The organism is Aeromicrobium sp. NPDC092404 (genome assembly GCF_040684095.1).
Classification (GTDB): Bacteria; Actinomycetota; Actinomycetes; order Propionibacteriales; family Nocardioidaceae; genus Aeromicrobium.
In genome coordinates this window covers 472160-488082 of record NZ_JBFBFI010000002.1, presented here as the reverse complement: position 1 = coordinate 488082, position 15923 = coordinate 472160, and the positions used below count along the sequence as shown (strand labels likewise).

The window sequence follows — 15923 nt, the reverse complement described above, 5'->3', positions numbered from 1 at the left end:
CAGGTTAACAGTCGTTAACCAGCCGTCGCCACTGGCTAGGGTGTCATCATGAGCACCACCCGTCGCCAGCAGATCCTCGAGACGGCGGCCACCTTGTTCGCGGAGCGCGGCTTCCACGGCGTCTCGGTGCACGACATCGGCGGCGCCTGCGGCATCTCCGGACCGGCGCTCTACAAGCACTTCGCCGGCAAGGACGACATCTTGACCCAGTCGCTCACCGCGATCAGCGAGCAGCTGCTGGCCGAGGGCACGGCCCGCAGCGCCGCAGCGCCCGATCCGGGCGCAGCCCTCGAGGCGCTCATCGCCTGGCACATCGACTTCGCCCTCGGGCATCCCGCGTTCATCGTGATCCAGGAACGCGAGTGGGCCAACCTCGACGCCGCGGGACGCAAGGAGGTCCGCTCGTTGCAGCTCGCCTACATCGACCTCTGGGTCGACATCGTGCGTCGACTCCGCGAGGACCTCGAGCCGGCGGAGGCCCGCGCCGTGGTCCAGGCGACGTTCGGGTTGCTCAACTCGACGCCGCACAGCGCTCGCATCAGTGAGTCGGCGATGCGCTCTCGACTCTCGGCGATGGCACGCTCGGCCCTCTTCGCGGTGTGATGACGGGTCGCCGTCGCGAGACGGTCGCGGCGGCGACGCCGACGAGCATGACCACGCCGCCCGCCAGCTCCAGCACCGTCGGCACCTCGTCCTGGACGAGCCAAGCGGTGGCGATCCCGACGACCGGCACCAGCAGGACGAACGGGACCACCGCACTCGCGGGATAGCGGGCCAACAGCGAGTTGAAGATGCCGTATCCGAGCAGCGACGCACCGATCGCCGTGAACGCCGTGCTGGCGATCGCTGTGCCTGACAGGTGGGTCAGCGCGTGGCCGACCTCGGCGCCACCGTCCACCACGAGCGAGAGACCCAGCGCCGGCAGGGGTACGACGAGCGCCGACCAGACGACCAGCGACAGCCCGGACGCGACCCCGGCGCGGCGCGCGATGACGTTGCCGATGGCCCAGGAGGTCGCCGCGCCCAGCATCACCAGGACGGGGACGACCGGGGCGGAGGCGCCGTGCGCGACCACCACGACCGCGAGTCCCCCGGTGCCGAGCGTCGCGCCCGCGACCTGCCGTCGGCTCGGCCGTTCCTTGATGACAACGGCGGCGATCACGATCGTGAAGATCACCTGCGCCTGGAGCACGAGCGACGCCAGGCCGGCGGGCATGCCGAGGTCGAGGGCGAGGTAGAGCAGGCTGAACTGTCCCAGGCTCATGAACGTGCCGACGGCCACGACGTTGCGCCAGCCGGCCGGCGGCGGCACGAAGAAGACCAAGGGCAGAGCCACGAACGTGAACCTCAGGGCGAGGAACAGCAGCGGCGGCACGTCCGCCAGGCCCTCGTCGATCACCACGAAGTTGGCACCCCAGATCAGCATCACGAGGACGGCGAGCATGCTGTGCTTGAGGGACATGCCCTCAGTCTCGTCCGCTCAACGATGAAGCACCAGCAACGCTTTGTGGACGAAACCGCGTACTGTTGCTTCATGATCGACCTCGGAGCGCTCCGTTCACTGATCGCCGTACGTGATCACGGCAGCATCGTGTCCGCGGCTGCCGCCCTGGACTTCACCCCGTCCGCGGTCTCTCAGCAGATCAAGAAGCTCGAGCGCCAGAGCCGCTCGCCGATGCTCGAGCGCGTCGGTCGGACCGTCATCCTGACCGAGCGCGGGCGCCTGCTGGCCGAGCGGGGAACCCAGCTGCTCTCGGACCTCGAGCAGGTGGAGAACCTGGCAGTCGGCGGGGCCGAGGAGCTGCGGGGCACGTTCCGGCTCGCCTCGTTCTCGACCGCGTCGCGCGGCATCGTCGCGCCCCTGCTGGCGCGTCTGCGCACCACGGCACCCGAGCTCGATGTCGTGGTCACCGAGGTCGATCCCCGCGAGGCGGTGACGTTGGTGGAACGGGGCGGCACCGATCTCTCGATCGTCCACGACTGGAGCACGATGCCGCTCGAGCTGCCGACGACCCTCGAGCACCGGGAGATCCACGTCGACCGGGCCGACGTCCTGCTGCCGTGGAGCCACCGGCTCAGCCTGAAGGACTCCGTCACGCCGACCGACCTCGCGACCGAGCGCTGGGTGACCACACCGGCCGGGACGATCTGCCACGACTGGCTGCTGCACATGTTCGCGATGCACGGCATCCGGCCCGACATGCGCTACTTCGACGGCTCGTACTCGACGCACGCCGCCATGGTCGAGCACGGTGTCGCGGTAGCCCTCGTCCCCCGGCTGGGCCGCGAGTCCCTCTCGCCCAGGGTCCGCGTGGTCCCGGTGGTCGATCCGACACCGACGCGGCGGGTCAGCTCGCTCTGGCGCACGTCGAGTCGTGAGAACCCGGCGCGGCTCCACGTGCAGCACGAGCTCGAGGACCTGTTCCCCCAGGCATCCGCCGACGCGTGAGTCAGGCGTCCTTGAGGGTCCGCCACGAGACCACCGCCGCGGACAGTGCGACGAGGATCGCCGTTGCCGACGTGAGCTGCACCCCGAGGTCGAAGGCCTGGTGCGCCGAGCGCACCATCGTCTCGCCGACCGCGTTGGGATAGAACTTGGCGAACTCGACCGTCCCGCCCAAGGTCTCGAACGCGGCGTCGTGGTGACCCCACTGCGCCACCGCCGGCACGGTGAGGTGCGACCGGTACGTCGACGTGAGGATGCTGCCCAGCACCGCCGTGCCCAGCACAGCACCGACCTCGTACGCCGTCTCGGAGATCGCCGACGCCGATCCCGCCTTGTGGGGTGGCACGCTCGACAGCATCAGGTCGTTCGTCAAGGTCTCGGCCAGGCCGATCCCGAGCCCCAGCACCGAGAAGGCGATCATGATCGACACCGTGGTCGGCGTGCCGACGAAGGCTGCGATCGCATAGCCGGCCGCCGACAGCCCGAAGCTGCCTGACACGAGCGCTCGCGCGGGAAACCGTCGCACCAGTCGGACGGCGGCGAAGCCCGCAAAGACCGTGACGACGAGGCCGGGCAGCAAGGCCGTCGCGGCCGACAGCGGAGACAGCCCCACGACGAGCTGGAGGAACTGCGCCGCGAAGTAGACGAAACCGGCATAGCCCATGAGGCTCAGCAGGTTGGCGACGATCGCGCCGCTGAAGACGCGGTCGGAGAACAGCGTCATGTCGATCAGCGGGTCGGCGATCCGACGCTGCCGCCGCACGAACAGCACCCCGCTCACGATGCCGACACCGAGACCGATGAGCGTCGGGTCACTGAGACCGTGCTCGGCCGCCTGCTTGATGCCGAACACGAACGGCAGCATCGCGGTCATCGACAGGACGATGCTCGCCAGGTCGATGCGTCCCGGCCGGGGATCGCGCGACTCCGGCAGCAGGAAGACCGCAGCGACGAGGAACACCGCGATGATCGGCACGTTGATGAAGAACACCGATCCCCACCAGAAGTGCTCCAGCAGCCAGCCGCCGACGACAGGGCCGAGGGCCGCCCCACCGGCGAACATCGCCGCCCACGTGGCGATCGCGAGCCTGCGGTCCTCGCCGTGCGTGAAGATGTTGCGGATCAACGACAGCGTGGACGGCATGAGGGTCGCGCCGAACACACCGAGCAGGGCGCGCGAGGCGAACAGCGCCTCCGCGGTCGGGCTGAACGCCGCGCACACCGAGGCGATGCCGAACCCGACAGCGCCGATCAGCAGGAGCTTGCGCCGGCCGATCCGGTCGCCGAGGCTGCCCATCGCGACGAGCAGGCCGGCCAGCATGAGCGGATAGATGTCGACGAGCCACAGCATCTGCTCGCCCGTCGGACGCAAGGCGATGCTGACCTGGGGCAGCGCGAAGCTCAGCACGGTGTTGTCGATCGACGTGAGGAGGACGGGCATCATCAGCACGCCGAGCGCAAGCCATTCGCGCACTCCGGCGCGCGGCGCGTCGAGCTCTTCGGCGCGTCGGCGCATGGTCATCGTGGTCATGGGGCCTCCTCCCATCGGCGACGGTCAACTATACCGTCTGGACGGTACAGTCAACGACGTCGGTGACCGTGATATTCCTCTCTGTAAGGTGAGCGCATGTCAGTAGGGGAGCGTTCGACGAGGGATCGTCTGCTCGACGCCTTCGAGACCCTTCTCGTCACCGCGGGCAGCCGGGCGGCAACGCTCGACGCCGTCGCCGCGGAGGCCGAGGTGTCCAAGGGCGGCCTGCTCTACCACTTCCACAGCAAGGACGAGCTCGTCGAGGGCATGCTGACCCGCCTGCGGGAGCAGGGCGAGGCCGATGTCGCCAAGATGCGGACGGCCAAGAAGGGGCCGGTCGAGTTCTACCTGGCCACCTCGGTCAACACCGGCAGCAACTTCGACCGTGCCCTCATCGCCGCCGGCCGCATCGCCCAGGAGAACGACTCTCGCGCGGCCGCAGCGCTCGCTGACCTCCGCGAGGGCTGGTTCCGGGTGCTCCGTGAGCACTTGGGCGACGAGTCCCTCGCTCGCACGATCCAGCTGATCGGCGACGGGCTCTACTTCGACGACACGACCGGGCTGACCGAGAAGAATGCCCTCAAGCACGTCCGCGCCGTGCTGAAACGGCTCGACGTCCTCTAGCTGTTCACTTGCCGGGCGCACGTCGTGCACGCAGGCGTCACCCGGTGCGCTTGGACTCGAGGACATGACAGTCCTCCGACCGTACGTTCGCCGCACCGCGCACGCCATCGGCGTCGCGGCCATCGCCACGGGAGCCGTCGCGGCCCCCGCAGGCGCCGCCGACAAGGCACCCACCACCCAGAGGTCCCTCCAGCACCAGTCGGTCACCGTGTTCGCGCATCGCGGCGCGTCCGGCTACCGCCCCGAGCACACGCTCGCGGCATACGCACTGGCGATCCGGCTCGGCGCCGACTACATCGAGCCCGACCTGGTCAGCACGAAGGACGGCGTGCTCGTCGCTCGCCACGAGAACGAGATCAGCGGCACGACCGATGTCGCCGACCACGCCGAGTTCGCCCAGCGCAAGACCACCAAGACGATCGACGGCGTCGCGATCTCCGGCTGGTTCACCGAGGACTTCACCCTCGCGGAGCTCAAGACCCTGCGCGCCAAGGAGCGGCTGCCGGCCGTGCGTCCCGGCAACACCCGCTACGACGGACGCTACGACATCCCCACGTTCGACGAGGTGCTGGCACTCGCCAACGCGGAGGGCCACAAGCGCGGACGTCGGATCGGCGTCGCGCCCGAGACCAAGCACCCGACCTACTTCCGATCGATCGGGCTGGCCCTCGAGAAGCCGCTCCTGCGCTCGCTGACCAAGGCCGGGCGCAACTCCCGGAACGCGAAGGTCGTCATCCAGTCGTTCGAGACCTCCAACCTTCGCAGCCTCGCGCGGCAGACCCGTGTCCCGCTCGTGCAGCTGACCTCGGCGAAGGGCGCGCCGTACGACCGGGTCGCCGCCGGTGACTCCCGTACGTACGCCGACATCATGACCCCGGCCGGGCTGCGGGACGTGGCCACGTACGCGAGCTGGCTCGGCCCGGAGAAGAACAGCATCATCCCCCGGGACTCGCGCGGCTTCCTGACCGAGCCGACCTCCGTCGTGAGGGACGCCCATCGCGCCGGTCTCAAGGTCGTCGCCTACACGTTCCGCGACGAGAACCAGTTCCTGCCGGCCGACTTCCGGGACGGCTCCGACCCCAACGCGAAGGGCGACGTCTTCGGCGAGCTGAACGCGTTCCTCGAGGCCGGGCTCGACGGCGTCTTCGCGGACTACCCCGACAGCGCCGATGTCGCACGCGACTGGTGGGAGGACCGCTAGACCCATCCCTGCGAGGGCACGCGGCGTCCTGACGGGCGCCGCGTGCCTCCGTTCCTGACATGCATCGGCTGAGCCAGCCCCTGTTGTCGATGGGCTCGGAGTCCTAGCCTGTGGGTATGTGCCGCAACATTCGTACCCTCCACAACTTCGAGCCCGCCGCCACGAACGACGAGGTGCAGGCCGCCGCGCTGCAGTACGTCCGCAAGATCAGCGGGTCGACCAAGCCGTCGAAGGCCAATGAAGAGGTCTTCAACCGCGCCGTCGCCGAGATCGCCCACATCACCGGGCACCTGCTCGAGGACCTCGTGACGACGGCGCCGCCCAAGGACCGCGAGATCGAGGCCGCCAAGGCCAAGGAACGCTCGGCCAAGCGGTTCGCCTCGGCCTAGCGGCCGCCGGTCGTCAGGACTTGCGCAGCTTGAGGAAGATGCTCGGGCCGAAGTTGCTGCGCGCCAGGCGACGCTGCGTCAGCCGCTCGGCGACCAGCATCGCGCTGGTCGGCAGGGCCTTCTTCAGCGTCTGGCTGCGCAGGTTGGACACCGACAGCTTGCTGTCGAGCGTCAGGCCGGCCGCCGCCGCCTGACTCAGCACGGTGTCGATGTTGTGGTTGACGAACGCGATCGCGTCGGGCTCGTCGGCCTTGGTCTTGCGGATGTTGACCGGCTCGGTCGGCAGCGGGGTGCCTTCCTTCTTGTGCCGGCGACGGTTCTTGTAGTGGCCGTAGTTGGCGACCTCGATGATCGCGGTCCCGCCGGGAGCCAGCACGCGCGAGATCTCCGCGAACTCGGCCGTGGGATCGGGCAGGTGGTGCATGACCCGGATCATCGTGACGAGGTCGAGCTCGCCGTCGTCGAACTTCAGGTCGTCGGCCTGCATCTGGACCTGCTTGATGTCGGTGCCCTCGAGCACCCGCTTGGCCGCCTCGAGCTGGGTCGCGGCCGGCTCGGCCAGCGTGACCTCGTCGGAGAAGGTCCGCAGCAGGATGCACAGACGGCCGAAGCCGCCGCCGATGTCCGCCGCCTTGCGGTAGTGGTTGCCCTTCAGCAGCCGCCGGATGGCAATGTGCTCTGCGGCGTTCTCGTAGTCGCGGTTGTCCCAGTACTTGGTGTAGTCGTAGTTGCGCTCGTACTGGTTGGCGACCTTCTTGGAGGGCTCTTTTTCACTCACGCCGACCACAGTAACAACGACCTGCGTGGACCTCTCAATCGTCCGCCGCGGCCGCTACGGACCGAAGGTGCGCGGGCCGAAGACGGGCGTCTCCTTGGCTGCACCGGCCTTGCGGGCGATCGACGTGTTCCGCGACTTGAACATCGCCGACTGCAGCTTGCGCTCGAGCCGGTACGCCGCACGGAGGCCGCGATGCCGGTTGCCGTAGATCAGCTGCTTGGTCGCCGCGACCGAGTCGGGCGAGCGCTCCACGAGCTGGTCGACGAGCGCCAGCGCTGCCTTGAGGGGATCGTCGCTGACCTCCGTGGCCAGGCCGAGCTCGGCGGCACGCTCGCCGGAGAACGTCTCGCCGGTCATCGACAGTCGCATCACCACGTCGGCGGGGAGCAGCTCGTTGAACGGCACGGTGCCCGCCATGTCGGGGACGAGGCCCCACTTGGCCTCGAGGATCGACCACGTCGAGTCCGGTGTCGTGAACCGGAAGTCCGCCCCGGCCGCGAGCTGCAGCCCCGCCCCGTAGCAGTGGCCGTGCACCACGGCGATGACCGGCACCGGCAGGCTGCGCCAGATGGCCGTGACCTTCTGGAACTGGTTGACGGTCCGGGGACCGGCGAAGAAGAACCGCGCCACCCGCTTCTTGTCCTTGAACGCGGCAGCGAAGTCGAGGCCGGCGCAGAAGGACCGGCCCTTGCCCTGGAGCACCACGGCACGGATCTCGCGGTTGCTCCGGAGCGTCTCGGCAGCGGCGATCAGCTCCGCGATGAGCTCGAGGTCGACGCCGTTGAGCTTGTCCGGCCGGTTGAGCCACACGTACGCGACGGGACCGTCGATCTCGGTCAGGACACGGGGTTCGGTCATGCGGTCAGGCTAGCCGTCCCCTTGATCGGCCGACCCTCCTGACCAGCGAAGAACATCCGATCCACAGATGTTTGAAAGCGCAACCTGTGGGCAATACCCCCGCATGGTCAACGTCAAGAGGCTCCCGCTCCCACTCATCGAGACGTATGAGTGGCAGTACCAGGGAGCGTGCATGGGCGCCGACAGCGAGGTCTTCTTCTCGCCCGAGGCCGAGCGCGGCGCCAAGCGCGAGCGCCGGGAGCAGAACGCCAAGAAGCTGTGCTTCACCTGCCCGGTGATCGACCGTTGCCGGGAGCACGCCTTGGCGGTGCAGGAGCCCTACGGCGTCTGGGGCGGGATGACCGAGAGCGAGCGAGCCGCGCTCACTCGTCACGCGGTCGCCAGCTGACGCTCGTCGGCGTTGCCGCAGCCGGTGTACAAAGGAGTGACATGAGCACTCCGACCATCCTCCACGTCGCGAAGGTCTGATTCACATGCCCGCCGCCCAGAAGCCCAGCACGTCCGCCAAGATCCTCTACCGACCGGTCGGCATCGTCAGCTCGATCCTCGGCGGCCTCATCGCCTCGATGCTGTTCAAGCAGATTTGGAAGCGGGTCAGCGCCGGCGAGAACGCCGATCCGCCCACACCCTTGCAGTCCGAGTACTCGTTCAAGGAGATCATGCTGGCCGCCGTGATCCAGGGCGCCATCTTCTCCGCGGTCAAGGCCGTCATCCAGCGCCAGGGCGCACGCGGCTTCCAGCGGGCCACCGGCGAGTGGCCCGGGTCGTGACGGCTGGAGCAGACCTGCTGGCCGACGCGTTCGGCCGGATCAACGAGGGCACCGTGAGTGTCGTCGAGGGCCTCTCACCGGCCGACCTGAGCCGCCGCGTCGCGCCGGGCGCCAACACGATCGGCTGGCTGGTCTGGCACCTCGTCCGGGTGCAGGACAATCACGTCGCCGAGGCGGCCGGCACCGAGGAGGTCTGGACCTCGGACGGCTGGTACCAGCGGTTCAACCTGCCGTTCAGCGAGCAGGCCACGGGCTACGGCCACAGCCGCGACGACGTCGACACCGTGCACGTCACGGCTGAGCTGTTGACCGGCTACGCCCGGGCGGTGGGCGAGGTGACGCTGAACTACGTCCGGGGACTCTCCGACGCCGACCTCGAGCGCGTCGTCGACAGCTCCTGGGACCCTCCGGTGACCCTCGCCGTGCGCCTGGTCAGCGTCATCGCGGACGACCTGAAGCACCTCGGGCAGGCCGAGTACGTACGCGGCCTGCTCTGACTCCTCGGCACGCGTAATTTGCAGTCCGCAAAGACAAATTACGAGACATATGCCACGTGTGAAATAGACCCGTGCGTTCTGTCACCGGAGAGGGCATGATCGAGCGATGGTTGATGTCGACGCAGCACTGGATGAAGCAGGACTCAAGAACCCCCACGTGCGTGAGTACGTGCGCTACTGGGCCGATCTGACCGGCGCCGAGCGGGTCGAGGTGGTCAGCGCCGCCGACGACGCGCGGCTCATTGCCGAGGCCCTCGAGGCCGGCGAGCTCGAGCCGGCCGGCGACGGTCTCTACTACTCACGCAGCTACGTGAAGGACACCGCGCGCTCCGAGGAGCGCACGATCGTCGCCACGAACGATCCCAAGGACAAGGGCGTCTACAACAACTGGCGCCCTGCCTCCGAGATGAAGCCGATGCTCGAGGACCGCATGCGCGGCGCGTCGGCCGGCAAGACGATGTACGTCATCCCCTACCTGATGGCACCCCCCGGCAACGCGCTCGCGCCATGGGCCGCCGGCGTCGAGCTGACCGACGCTCGGACCGTCGTGCTCCACATGATCCGCATGGCACGGGTCGGCGCCGAGCTTCTCGAGGACCTGGAGGACCCCGAGCAGTTCGTGCGCGCCGTCCACGTGACCGGCGACCTGGAGAACCTCGGGCAGGGCACCCCCGACGACCAGCGCTACTTCGTGACGGTCGCCGACGAGCGGACGATCCTGCACTACGGCTCGTCCTACGGCGGCAACGCCCTGCTCGGCAAGATCGCGCACGGCCTGCGCCAGGCGGCGTACGACGGGTGGGCGTCGCGCAAGTTCCTCGCCGAGCAGTACATGCTGATCGGCATCAAGGACAAGCAGACCGGCAAGACGTACCACATCTGTGGCGGCTTCCCGAGCGCCTCCGGCAAGACCAACCTGGCCATGATGCTGGCCCCCGACGTGCTCGGCGATCGCTATCACGTCTCGTTCTACGGTGACGACATCGCGTGGCTGTGGGTCGACGAGGCCAGCGGCAAGCTCTACGGCATGAATCCTGAGTACGGCGTCTTCGGCGTCGCCAAGGACACCAACGAGGGCACCAACCCGACGGCGCTCGCGTCGATCGCCGAGGGCACGCACGCGATCTTCACCAACATCGCCTACAACGCCAAGACGCACGAGGTCTGGTGGGAGGGTCGCACCCCCCATCCGCCGGCCGACCCCGACGGCTGGCTCGACTGGACGGGCGCCCCGATCGCCGATCGCGAGAACGGCGACGACAGCCCGTGGGCGCATCCCAACAGCCGTTTCACGACCCAGCTCGACAATGTCCCCAACATCGCCGACGACTACAACTCGGCGGCGGGCGTGCCGATCGACGCGATCATCTTCGGCGGTCGTACGCGCGACCGTGAGCCGCTCATCCGCGCGATCACCGATCTCGCCGAGGGCGTCTACGACGGCCTGACGCTGGGTGCCGAGGCCACGTCCGCAGCAGAGGGCGTCGAGGGCATGCTCCGCTACGACCCGATGTCCAACCGGCCGTTCATGGCGTACGGCGAGGGTGACTACGCGCAGCACTACCTCAACATCGTCGGGGCGGCCAAGGACCTGCCGATCTTCGCCCACGTCAACTGGTTCCAGAAGGATCCGGAGGACGGTCACTACCTGTGGCCCGGCTACCGGGACAACCTGCGACCGCTCCTGTGGCTGCTGCAGCTCCAGGCCGGCGAGGTCACGGGACGCCAGACGCCAGTCGGCATCATCCCGACCGCCGAGGAGCTCAACCTCGACGGTGTCGACATCACACCCGAGGACCTCGAGACCATCTTGTCGATCGACATCGATCGCTGGCGCCAGGAGATGGGCTTCCGCGAGGAGCACCTCAAGCAGTTCGACAACATGCCCGAGGAGATCTGGGAGGCTCACCGCCGCGTGTCCTCCGCCCTCGACGACGAGGCGTAGCTCCGACGGCCGGACCCCCGCACCCTTGGTGCGGGGGTCCGGTCGTGTGACGGGGTCGGCGGTGGGTAACAGCAGCCCGTGCCCGCACCCGATGTGTCCGCCGTCGCGCGAGACCTGCTCGAGCCCCACGCCCGTCTGCGTCCCGGTCAGCGCGACGCCATGGAGGCCGTCCTGGAGCACGACACCCTCGCCGTGCTGGCCACAGGGACCGGCAAGACACTCATCTACCAGGTCGCGGCCGAGCTGATCGACGGGCCGACCCTCGTCGTGTCGCCCACGATCGCCCTGCAGGCCGACCAGCTGGCGGCCCTGCGAGCCAGCGGCGCGACCGCCGAGACGCTCAACAGCACGCGCCGCCCTGCGCAGCGACGTCGAGCGCTCGAGGCGTTCGGTGCGAGACGGCTGGAGTTCCTGCTGCTGGCTCCCGAGCAGCTCACCCGCCCCGACGTCGTGGCCGTGCTCGCCGAAGCGGGCATCGGTCTGTTCGTCGTGGACGAGGCGCACTGCGTCAGCATGTGGGGCGAGGACTTCCGGCCGGACTATCTCGCCCTGGCAGCCGTCATCGGGACGCTCGGCCGGCCTCGGGTGCTCGCCCTCACGGCGACGGCCTCGCCGGCGACCCGCGAGCGCATCTGCGACGCCCTCGGCCTCACCGACCCGGTCGTCGTGGTGGGCGGCGCGGACCGAGCCGAGATCTGGCTGGGTGCCCGCCAGGTCGCGACCGAGGACGACGTGACCCACGAGCTCGCGGAGCTGCTGCGACCTCTCGCGGACGAGCAGCAGACCGCGATCGTCTATGCGGCGACCCGTCGGCGGACCGAGGAGCTCGTCGAGCGCCTCCGGGCCGAGGGGCTGGAGCCGGTGGCGTATCACGGCGGACTGGCCACGCGAGAGCGTACGCAGGTGCACCGCGGCTTCCGGGACGGCAGCACCCGGCTCGTCGTGGCGACCTCGGCATTCGGCCTCGGGGTGGACCGGGCCGACGTACGTCTGGTCGTCCACGCCGATCCGCCGGAGCGGCTCGACGACTACTGGCAGGAGGTCGGTCGGGCCGGCCGCGACGGCGAGGCGGCGCGCGGCATCCTGTTCACCCACCCCACGGCGTACGGGGTGCGGCGCTACTTCGCGGCCGGCACCGGGACGGACGCCGCTGACCTCAGCGCCCTGCTGATGGTGCTGCGGTCGGCCGAGGGTCCGGTGCGGCCGGGTGACCTGGCCCGTGCCGCCGACCTGTCGACCGCGAGGTCCCGTCGGGCGGTCAACGTCCTGCTGCGCTCCGGCGCGATCCTGGAGTCACGTGCCGGCATCCTGCTCCGCGACGACACGCCGCCTGGCGAGCTGGTGGACCAGGCGGTGGCGCTGGCGGACGGCCTCAAGGCAGAGCGGGAGACCGGCGTCGAGCTGATCCGCCGCTACGCCGAGACCGCGGACTGCCGGCGGCGACTCGTGCTCGAACTGCTGGGCGAGGCCCACCCGCAGCCATGCGGCGCGTGCGACAACTGCGATGCGGGGCGGTCCAGCCCCGCGATCGACCGGCCGTATCCCCTCGGCGCGGACGTGCGCCACGACGAGTGGGGGCTGGGGACGGTCAGCCAGTACGAGGGCGACCGCGTCGTGGTGCTGTTCGAGAGCGGCGGCTACCGGACGCTGTCGCTCGATGCCGTCCGGGAGCGCGACCTGCTCGAGCCGGCCTGACCTAGTCCTCGGGTTCCCACCGCAGGAGATCACCGGGCTGGCACTCGAGCGCCTCGCAGAGCGCCGCAAGGGTCGTGAAGCGTACGGCCTTGGCGCGCCCGTTCTTGAGCACCGCGAGATTGGCCGGCGTGATGCCGACGCGGTCGGCGAGATCTCCCACCGACATCTTGCGCTTGGCCTGCATGACGTCGATGTCGACGATGATCGCCATCAGATCACCTCGTCGAGCTCGGTCTGCAGGTGCTGCGCCTCAGCGTCGCGGGCCACAGCCTGCGCCAGGAGCATCCGTTGCACGTACACGATGAGCGCGATTCCCGCGATCAGCACGGCCAGGCCACCGAGCAGCAGCACCACGCCGGGTGCGGCCGACTCACCAGGAGCGAGGGTGGCTCCCAGGGCGAACGCGAGCAACGAAGCCGCGCCGATGGCACCGATGATGATGTCGACGTACCGGAAGGCGGCATGGGAGAAGACGGTCCCTCGCCGCACCATCGTGAGCAGCCGCCACACACAGACCGCGCACACCTGCACCGTCAGGATGCCGAGGACGACGATCACGATGATCGGCACCGCGACATCCGCGACGTCAGCGTTGAAGTCGTTGTCCAGGTCGTGGGCGAGCAGCGGGATCATCACCGCCTGCACGAACACGGACCCCAGCAGCACCATGCCGAGGACCACTCGCAGCGCGAGGATGGTCAGCTTTCCCATTCCAGACTCCTTCGATCGACGTACGAGTGAAACCTATCGATAAACGATAGATTACGCAAGCGTGCCAGCCGTCGTCGACAATGAGCGTGTGTCCTCCACGAGTCGTCCCCCCGGTGCGAGGGTGCTCGTGCACGACGACTCGCACGAGTCCCCGCACGCGTCGGTCCAGGACCTGGTGGTCCCGGCAGTCCTCCTGCGCGCAGCGCGGACGCCGTGGTCCGAGCTGGTGCACGTGTACGTCGCCCATGGGCCGACGGTCGCGTTCACCTCACGAGACCTCCGGTCACCAGGCATCGGCCGTGCCGTCACCATCGCCCGCCACCTCGGTTTCGAGGCCGTGGTCCGGTCGCCGGGCGGACGGATGGTCGCGTACGACAGCGGTGCCGTGGTCATCGACCACCTCACCCGGACGTCCGGCCTCCGTGGCGCGGGAAAGGATGTCTTCGCCCGCAACGCCGCGAGCCACGCCGAGGTGCTGCATGGCATTGGCGGTCTCGACGCGAGGGTCGGGGAGGTCGAAGGGGAGTACTGCCCGGGCCGGTACAGCGTCAACGTCGCGGGACAGGTGAAGATCATCGGATCGGCACAACGGGTCGTCAGCACCGGCACGCTGTTCAGCACCGTGGTGCAGGTCGCGGTCAGCGATCGCGTGCGTGCCGTCATCGTCGCGGTGTCGGAGGCACTCGGCTATCCCTTGCGGGTGGGCACGATCGGCGGACTGACCGACCACGTGCCGACTCTCACCAGCAGCGGTGTCGCCGCGGCGTTCGCCGCCGACTACCGCGAGCGGCTCGCCATGACCGACGGTGAGATCCCGTCGGCCGCGCTCACGCACGCGGCCACCGCGGCAGGTGCCGGTGACGGCCCGCCGTTCCACGTGGAGGCCTGGACCCGGGCGCACCCGCTCAGCGAGACGTACGGCTGACCGACTGGATACAGGAAGGACCCCGTCAGGCGCTGAGCGCCTTCCTCCTCAAATCCCCCACGTGCAGCAGTTGCCGAGACCCCAAGGGATCCCGGCAACGTGCTTTCGTCTTCACTCTGTGCGCGAGGGGGGATTTGAACCCCCACGCCCTTGCGGACACTGGCACCTGAAGCCAGCGCGTCTACCATTCCGCCACCCGCGCGTGGTCCCGTAGGACCGGTTCGCAAGTCTAACAGGCGGATTCCGGTGCGTTTCCTCACGCCCGCCCCTGCTGCGAAGTAGCGAGGATGGGCGGTCCCGATACGATCGCAGGGTAGAACCACGACAACGGGAAAGGCGGAGGCTGATGGCGGGGGTGCTGCAGCGATTCGAACAACGCCTCGAGGGCGCCGTGACCAGCGCGTTCGCTCGAGCGTTCCGTAGTGCCGTGCAGCCCGTCGAGATCGCGGCAGCCCTGCAGCGCGAGGTCGACAACTCGGCCCACATCCTGTCGCGCGAGCGGATGCTCGTGCCCAACGTCTTCACCGTCGAGCTCTCCCCGCCCGACTTCGACCGGCTCAACCCGTTCAGCACCACATTGGCCGACGAGCTGTCGACCCTCGTCAAGGAGCACGTCGACGAGCAGCGCTACACGATGGCCGGACCCCTCGAGATCGCCTTCACCAAGACCGGCGAGCTGAGCACCGGACGCTTTCGCGTCCGCAGCAAGACCAATGCCTCGGTGACCCCGGTCGCCGGCCAGCGGATGACCGACACCGCGATCCGCAGCTCCGACGTCGTGCTCGAGGTCAACGGCATGAAGCACCCGATCCAGGCCCCGGGCGTCGTCATCGGCCGCGGCAACGAGGCGGACCTCAAGATCGACGACCCGGGCATCTCGCGTCGCCACGCCGAGATCAAGATCCACCAGAGCGGAGCCGAGACCACCGTGACGATCGTCGACCTCAACTCGACCAACGGGGTCGTCCTCAACGGCCACAAGGTCGCCACCGGCATGATCACGGACGGGTCCGAGATCCGCCTCGGCAACACCGTGATCGTGATCCGCATGACCGAGGCCGGCCGCTAGATGTCAGAGCTCACCCTCACGCTGATCAAGCTCGGCTTCCTGGCCGTGCTGTGGCTGTTCGTGCTCTCCGCGGTGTCAGTCATCCGCTCGGACATCTTCGGCGCCAAGGCGCCGGCGACACCGCGGCCGGCCAAGAACAAGCAGAAGGCCCCGGCCAAGTCCAAGGCCAAGAACCGCAAGGCACCCAGGGGTGTCCCGACCAAGCTGCAGGTCGTGTCCGGTCCCAACGCCGGCCAGAGCGTCCCGCTCGGCGACACCCCGATCCTGTTGGGCCGCGGCACCGACGCGGCGATCCGCCTCGACGACGACTACGTCTCGACGCGGCACGCGCGGTTCGCGACGAACGGCGAGCAGTGGTTCGTCGAGGACCTCGGGTCGACCAACGGCACCTATCTCGGCAGCCAGCGCATCACCTCGCCCGTCCCGATCGGACTCGGCATCGCCGTCCGGCTGGGCAAGACCATCGTCGAGCTGCAGAAGTAGC

Annotated in this window: 19 protein-coding genes and 1 tRNA gene; 13 read left to right on the top strand and 7 right to left on the bottom strand. The window is 68.9% G+C overall.

Translation table 11 applies throughout. From position 1 onward, the window contains the following. Positions 1–48 precede the first annotated feature (48 nt). Positions 49–603 (top strand): TetR/AcrR family transcriptional regulator, encoded by a 555-nt coding sequence (locus tag AB0N22_RS12815; RefSeq protein ID WP_364640607.1) that lies wholly within the window; start codon positions 49–51, stop codon positions 601–603. Here the strand turns inward: AB0N22_RS12815 and AB0N22_RS12810 are convergent. Beyond that, the gene (locus AB0N22_RS12810; RefSeq protein ID WP_364640604.1) at positions 539–1462 is read right to left on the bottom strand and encodes an EamA family transporter; all 924 of its coding nucleotides are present in this window, start codon (positions 1460–1462) and stop codon (positions 539–541) included. The genes AB0N22_RS12815 and AB0N22_RS12810 overlap by 65 nt on opposite strands. A 72-nt stretch (positions 1463–1534) precedes the next feature. Between AB0N22_RS12810 and AB0N22_RS12805 the strand changes: the two genes are divergently transcribed. After that, on the top strand, positions 1535–2449 hold the full coding sequence (locus tag AB0N22_RS12805) for a LysR family transcriptional regulator (RefSeq protein ID WP_364640601.1): 915 nt from the start codon (positions 1535–1537) through the stop codon (positions 2447–2449). Position 2450: 1 nt separating this feature from the next. On the opposite strand, the gene AB0N22_RS12800 is transcribed toward AB0N22_RS12805, so the two are convergent. After that, positions 2451–3977: an MFS transporter gene (locus tag AB0N22_RS12800; protein WP_364640598.1), complete on the bottom strand. Its 1527-nt coding sequence runs from the start codon at positions 3975–3977 to the stop codon at positions 2451–2453. Positions 3978–4073: 96 nt separating this feature from the next. Between AB0N22_RS12800 and AB0N22_RS12795 the strand changes: the two genes are divergently transcribed. From AB0N22_RS12795 to AB0N22_RS12785, 3 genes are all read left to right on the top strand, one after another. Continuing rightward, positions 4074–4601 carry a TetR/AcrR family transcriptional regulator gene (locus AB0N22_RS12795; RefSeq protein WP_364640595.1) on the top strand — a complete coding sequence of 176 codons (528 nt, stop codon included), beginning with the start codon at positions 4074–4076 and terminating at the stop codon, positions 4599–4601. Between the two features lie 64 nt (positions 4602–4665). After that, the gene (locus AB0N22_RS12790) at positions 4666–5802 is read left to right on the top strand and encodes a glycerophosphodiester phosphodiesterase (RefSeq protein WP_364640592.1); all 1137 of its coding nucleotides are present in this window, start codon (positions 4666–4668) and stop codon (positions 5800–5802) included. Positions 5803–5918: 116 nt separating this feature from the next. Then, positions 5919–6191 carry a DUF2277 domain-containing protein gene (locus tag AB0N22_RS12785; protein ID WP_364640589.1) on the top strand — a complete coding sequence of 91 codons (273 nt, stop codon included), beginning with the start codon at positions 5919–5921 and terminating at the stop codon, positions 6189–6191. 13 nt (positions 6192–6204) lie between these two features. Here AB0N22_RS12785 and AB0N22_RS12780 read toward each other — a convergent pair whose 3' ends face one another. Together AB0N22_RS12780 and AB0N22_RS12775 are read right to left on the bottom strand one after the other, a co-directional pair. Continuing rightward, positions 6205–6969: a class I SAM-dependent methyltransferase gene (locus tag AB0N22_RS12780; protein ID WP_364640586.1), complete on the bottom strand. Its 765-nt coding sequence runs from the start codon at positions 6967–6969 to the stop codon at positions 6205–6207. A 54-nt stretch (positions 6970–7023) separates the two neighbouring features. Next, the gene (locus tag AB0N22_RS12775) at positions 7024–7827 is read right to left on the bottom strand and encodes a crotonase/enoyl-CoA hydratase family protein (protein ID WP_364640583.1); all 804 of its coding nucleotides are present in this window, start codon (positions 7825–7827) and stop codon (positions 7024–7026) included. A gap of 103 nt (positions 7828–7930) precedes the next feature. Here AB0N22_RS12775 and AB0N22_RS12770 point away from each other — a divergent pair, with 103 nt between their 5' ends. From AB0N22_RS12770 to AB0N22_RS12750, 5 genes are all read left to right on the top strand, one after another. Continuing rightward, positions 7931–8215: a WhiB family transcriptional regulator gene (locus AB0N22_RS12770; protein WP_364640580.1), complete on the top strand. Its 285-nt coding sequence runs from the start codon at positions 7931–7933 to the stop codon at positions 8213–8215. 85 nt (positions 8216–8300) lie between these two features. After that, complete coding sequence (locus tag AB0N22_RS12765; protein WP_364640577.1) at positions 8301–8597, top strand: DUF4235 domain-containing protein; 297 nt, start codon at positions 8301–8303, stop codon at positions 8595–8597. After that, positions 8594–9094, top strand: coding sequence for a DUF664 domain-containing protein (locus AB0N22_RS12760; RefSeq protein WP_364640575.1), 501 nt, complete (start codon positions 8594–8596; stop codon positions 9092–9094). The genes AB0N22_RS12765 and AB0N22_RS12760 overlap by 4 nt, the downstream gene beginning before the upstream one ends. A gap of 106 nt (positions 9095–9200) precedes the next feature. Further along, complete coding sequence (locus AB0N22_RS12755; RefSeq protein WP_364640573.1) at positions 9201–11039, top strand: phosphoenolpyruvate carboxykinase (GTP); 1839 nt, start codon at positions 9201–9203, stop codon at positions 11037–11039. Positions 11040–11117: 78 nt separating this feature from the next. Continuing rightward, the gene (locus tag AB0N22_RS12750; RefSeq protein ID WP_364640571.1) at positions 11118–12734 is read left to right on the top strand and encodes a RecQ family ATP-dependent DNA helicase; all 1617 of its coding nucleotides are present in this window, start codon (positions 11118–11120) and stop codon (positions 12732–12734) included. Position 12735: 1 nt separating this feature from the next. Here AB0N22_RS12750 and AB0N22_RS12745 read toward each other — a convergent pair whose 3' ends face one another. Next, the gene (locus tag AB0N22_RS12745) at positions 12736–12945 is read right to left on the bottom strand and encodes a helix-turn-helix transcriptional regulator (protein WP_364640570.1); all 210 of its coding nucleotides are present in this window, start codon (positions 12943–12945) and stop codon (positions 12736–12738) included. Continuing rightward, a complete protein-coding gene (locus AB0N22_RS12740) occupies positions 12945–13445 on the bottom strand; it encodes a DUF2975 domain-containing protein (protein ID WP_364640568.1) in 501 nt (166 codons plus the stop codon). The genes AB0N22_RS12745 and AB0N22_RS12740 overlap by 1 nt, the downstream gene beginning before the upstream one ends. A 127-nt stretch (positions 13446–13572) precedes the next feature. Here AB0N22_RS12740 and AB0N22_RS12735 point away from each other — a divergent pair, with 127 nt between their 5' ends. Then, entirely contained in the window at positions 13573–14370 is a 798-nt protein-coding gene (locus AB0N22_RS12735; RefSeq protein ID WP_364640566.1) for a lipoate--protein ligase family protein, read from the top strand. Between the two features lie 119 nt (positions 14371–14489). Here AB0N22_RS12735 and AB0N22_RS12730 read toward each other — a convergent pair. Then, positions 14490–14572 (bottom strand) — tRNA-Leu (locus AB0N22_RS12730). A gap of 144 nt (positions 14573–14716) precedes the next feature. Between AB0N22_RS12730 and AB0N22_RS12725 the strand changes: the two genes are divergently transcribed. Further along, entirely contained in the window at positions 14717–15439 is a 723-nt protein-coding gene (locus tag AB0N22_RS12725) for a DUF3662 and FHA domain-containing protein (protein WP_364640564.1), read from the top strand. Next, positions 15440–15922, top strand: a complete 483-nt coding sequence (locus AB0N22_RS12720; RefSeq protein WP_364640562.1) for an FHA domain-containing protein — start codon at positions 15440–15442, stop codon at positions 15920–15922. The last annotated feature ends 1 nt before the right edge of the window (position 15923 follow it).

Bases quoted from the DNA above. Each gene is read 5' to 3' on its own strand.
- AB0N22_RS12810 (WP_364640604.1), bottom strand. From the start codon at position 1,462: ATGTCCCTCAAGCACAGCATGCTCGCCGTCCTCGTGATGCTGATCTGG.
- AB0N22_RS12790 (WP_364640592.1), top strand. From the start codon at position 4,666: ATGACAGTCCTCCGACCGTACGTTCGCCGCACCGCGCACGCCATCGGC.
- AB0N22_RS12805 (WP_364640601.1), top strand. From the start codon at position 1,535: ATGATCGACCTCGGAGCGCTCCGTTCACTGATCGCCGTACGTGATCAC.
- AB0N22_RS12720 (WP_364640562.1), top strand. From the start codon at position 15,440: ATGTCAGAGCTCACCCTCACGCTGATCAAGCTCGGCTTCCTGGCCGTG.
- AB0N22_RS12785 (WP_364640589.1), top strand. From the start codon at position 5,919: ATGTGCCGCAACATTCGTACCCTCCACAACTTCGAGCCCGCCGCCACG.
- AB0N22_RS12770 (WP_364640580.1), top strand. From the start codon at position 7,931: ATGGTCAACGTCAAGAGGCTCCCGCTCCCACTCATCGAGACGTATGAG.
- AB0N22_RS12795 (WP_364640595.1), top strand. From the start codon at position 4,074: ATGTCAGTAGGGGAGCGTTCGACGAGGGATCGTCTGCTCGACGCCTTC.
- AB0N22_RS12725 (WP_364640564.1), top strand. From the start codon at position 14,717: ATGGCGGGGGTGCTGCAGCGATTCGAACAACGCCTCGAGGGCGCCGTG.
- AB0N22_RS12815 (WP_364640607.1), top strand. From the start codon at position 49: ATGAGCACCACCCGTCGCCAGCAGATCCTCGAGACGGCGGCCACCTTG.
- AB0N22_RS12755 (WP_364640573.1), top strand. From the start codon at position 9,201: ATGGTTGATGTCGACGCAGCACTGGATGAAGCAGGACTCAAGAACCCC.
- AB0N22_RS12800 (WP_364640598.1), bottom strand. From the start codon at position 3,977: ATGACCACGATGACCATGCGCCGACGCGCCGAAGAGCTCGACGCGCCG.
- AB0N22_RS12745 (WP_364640570.1), bottom strand. From the start codon at position 12,945: ATGGCGATCATCGTCGACATCGACGTCATGCAGGCCAAGCGCAAGATG.
- AB0N22_RS12775 (WP_364640583.1), bottom strand. From the start codon at position 7,827: ATGACCGAACCCCGTGTCCTGACCGAGATCGACGGTCCCGTCGCGTAC.
- AB0N22_RS12740 (WP_364640568.1), bottom strand. From the start codon at position 13,445: ATGGGAAAGCTGACCATCCTCGCGCTGCGAGTGGTCCTCGGCATGGTG.
- AB0N22_RS12765 (WP_364640577.1), top strand. From the start codon at position 8,301: ATGCCCGCCGCCCAGAAGCCCAGCACGTCCGCCAAGATCCTCTACCGA.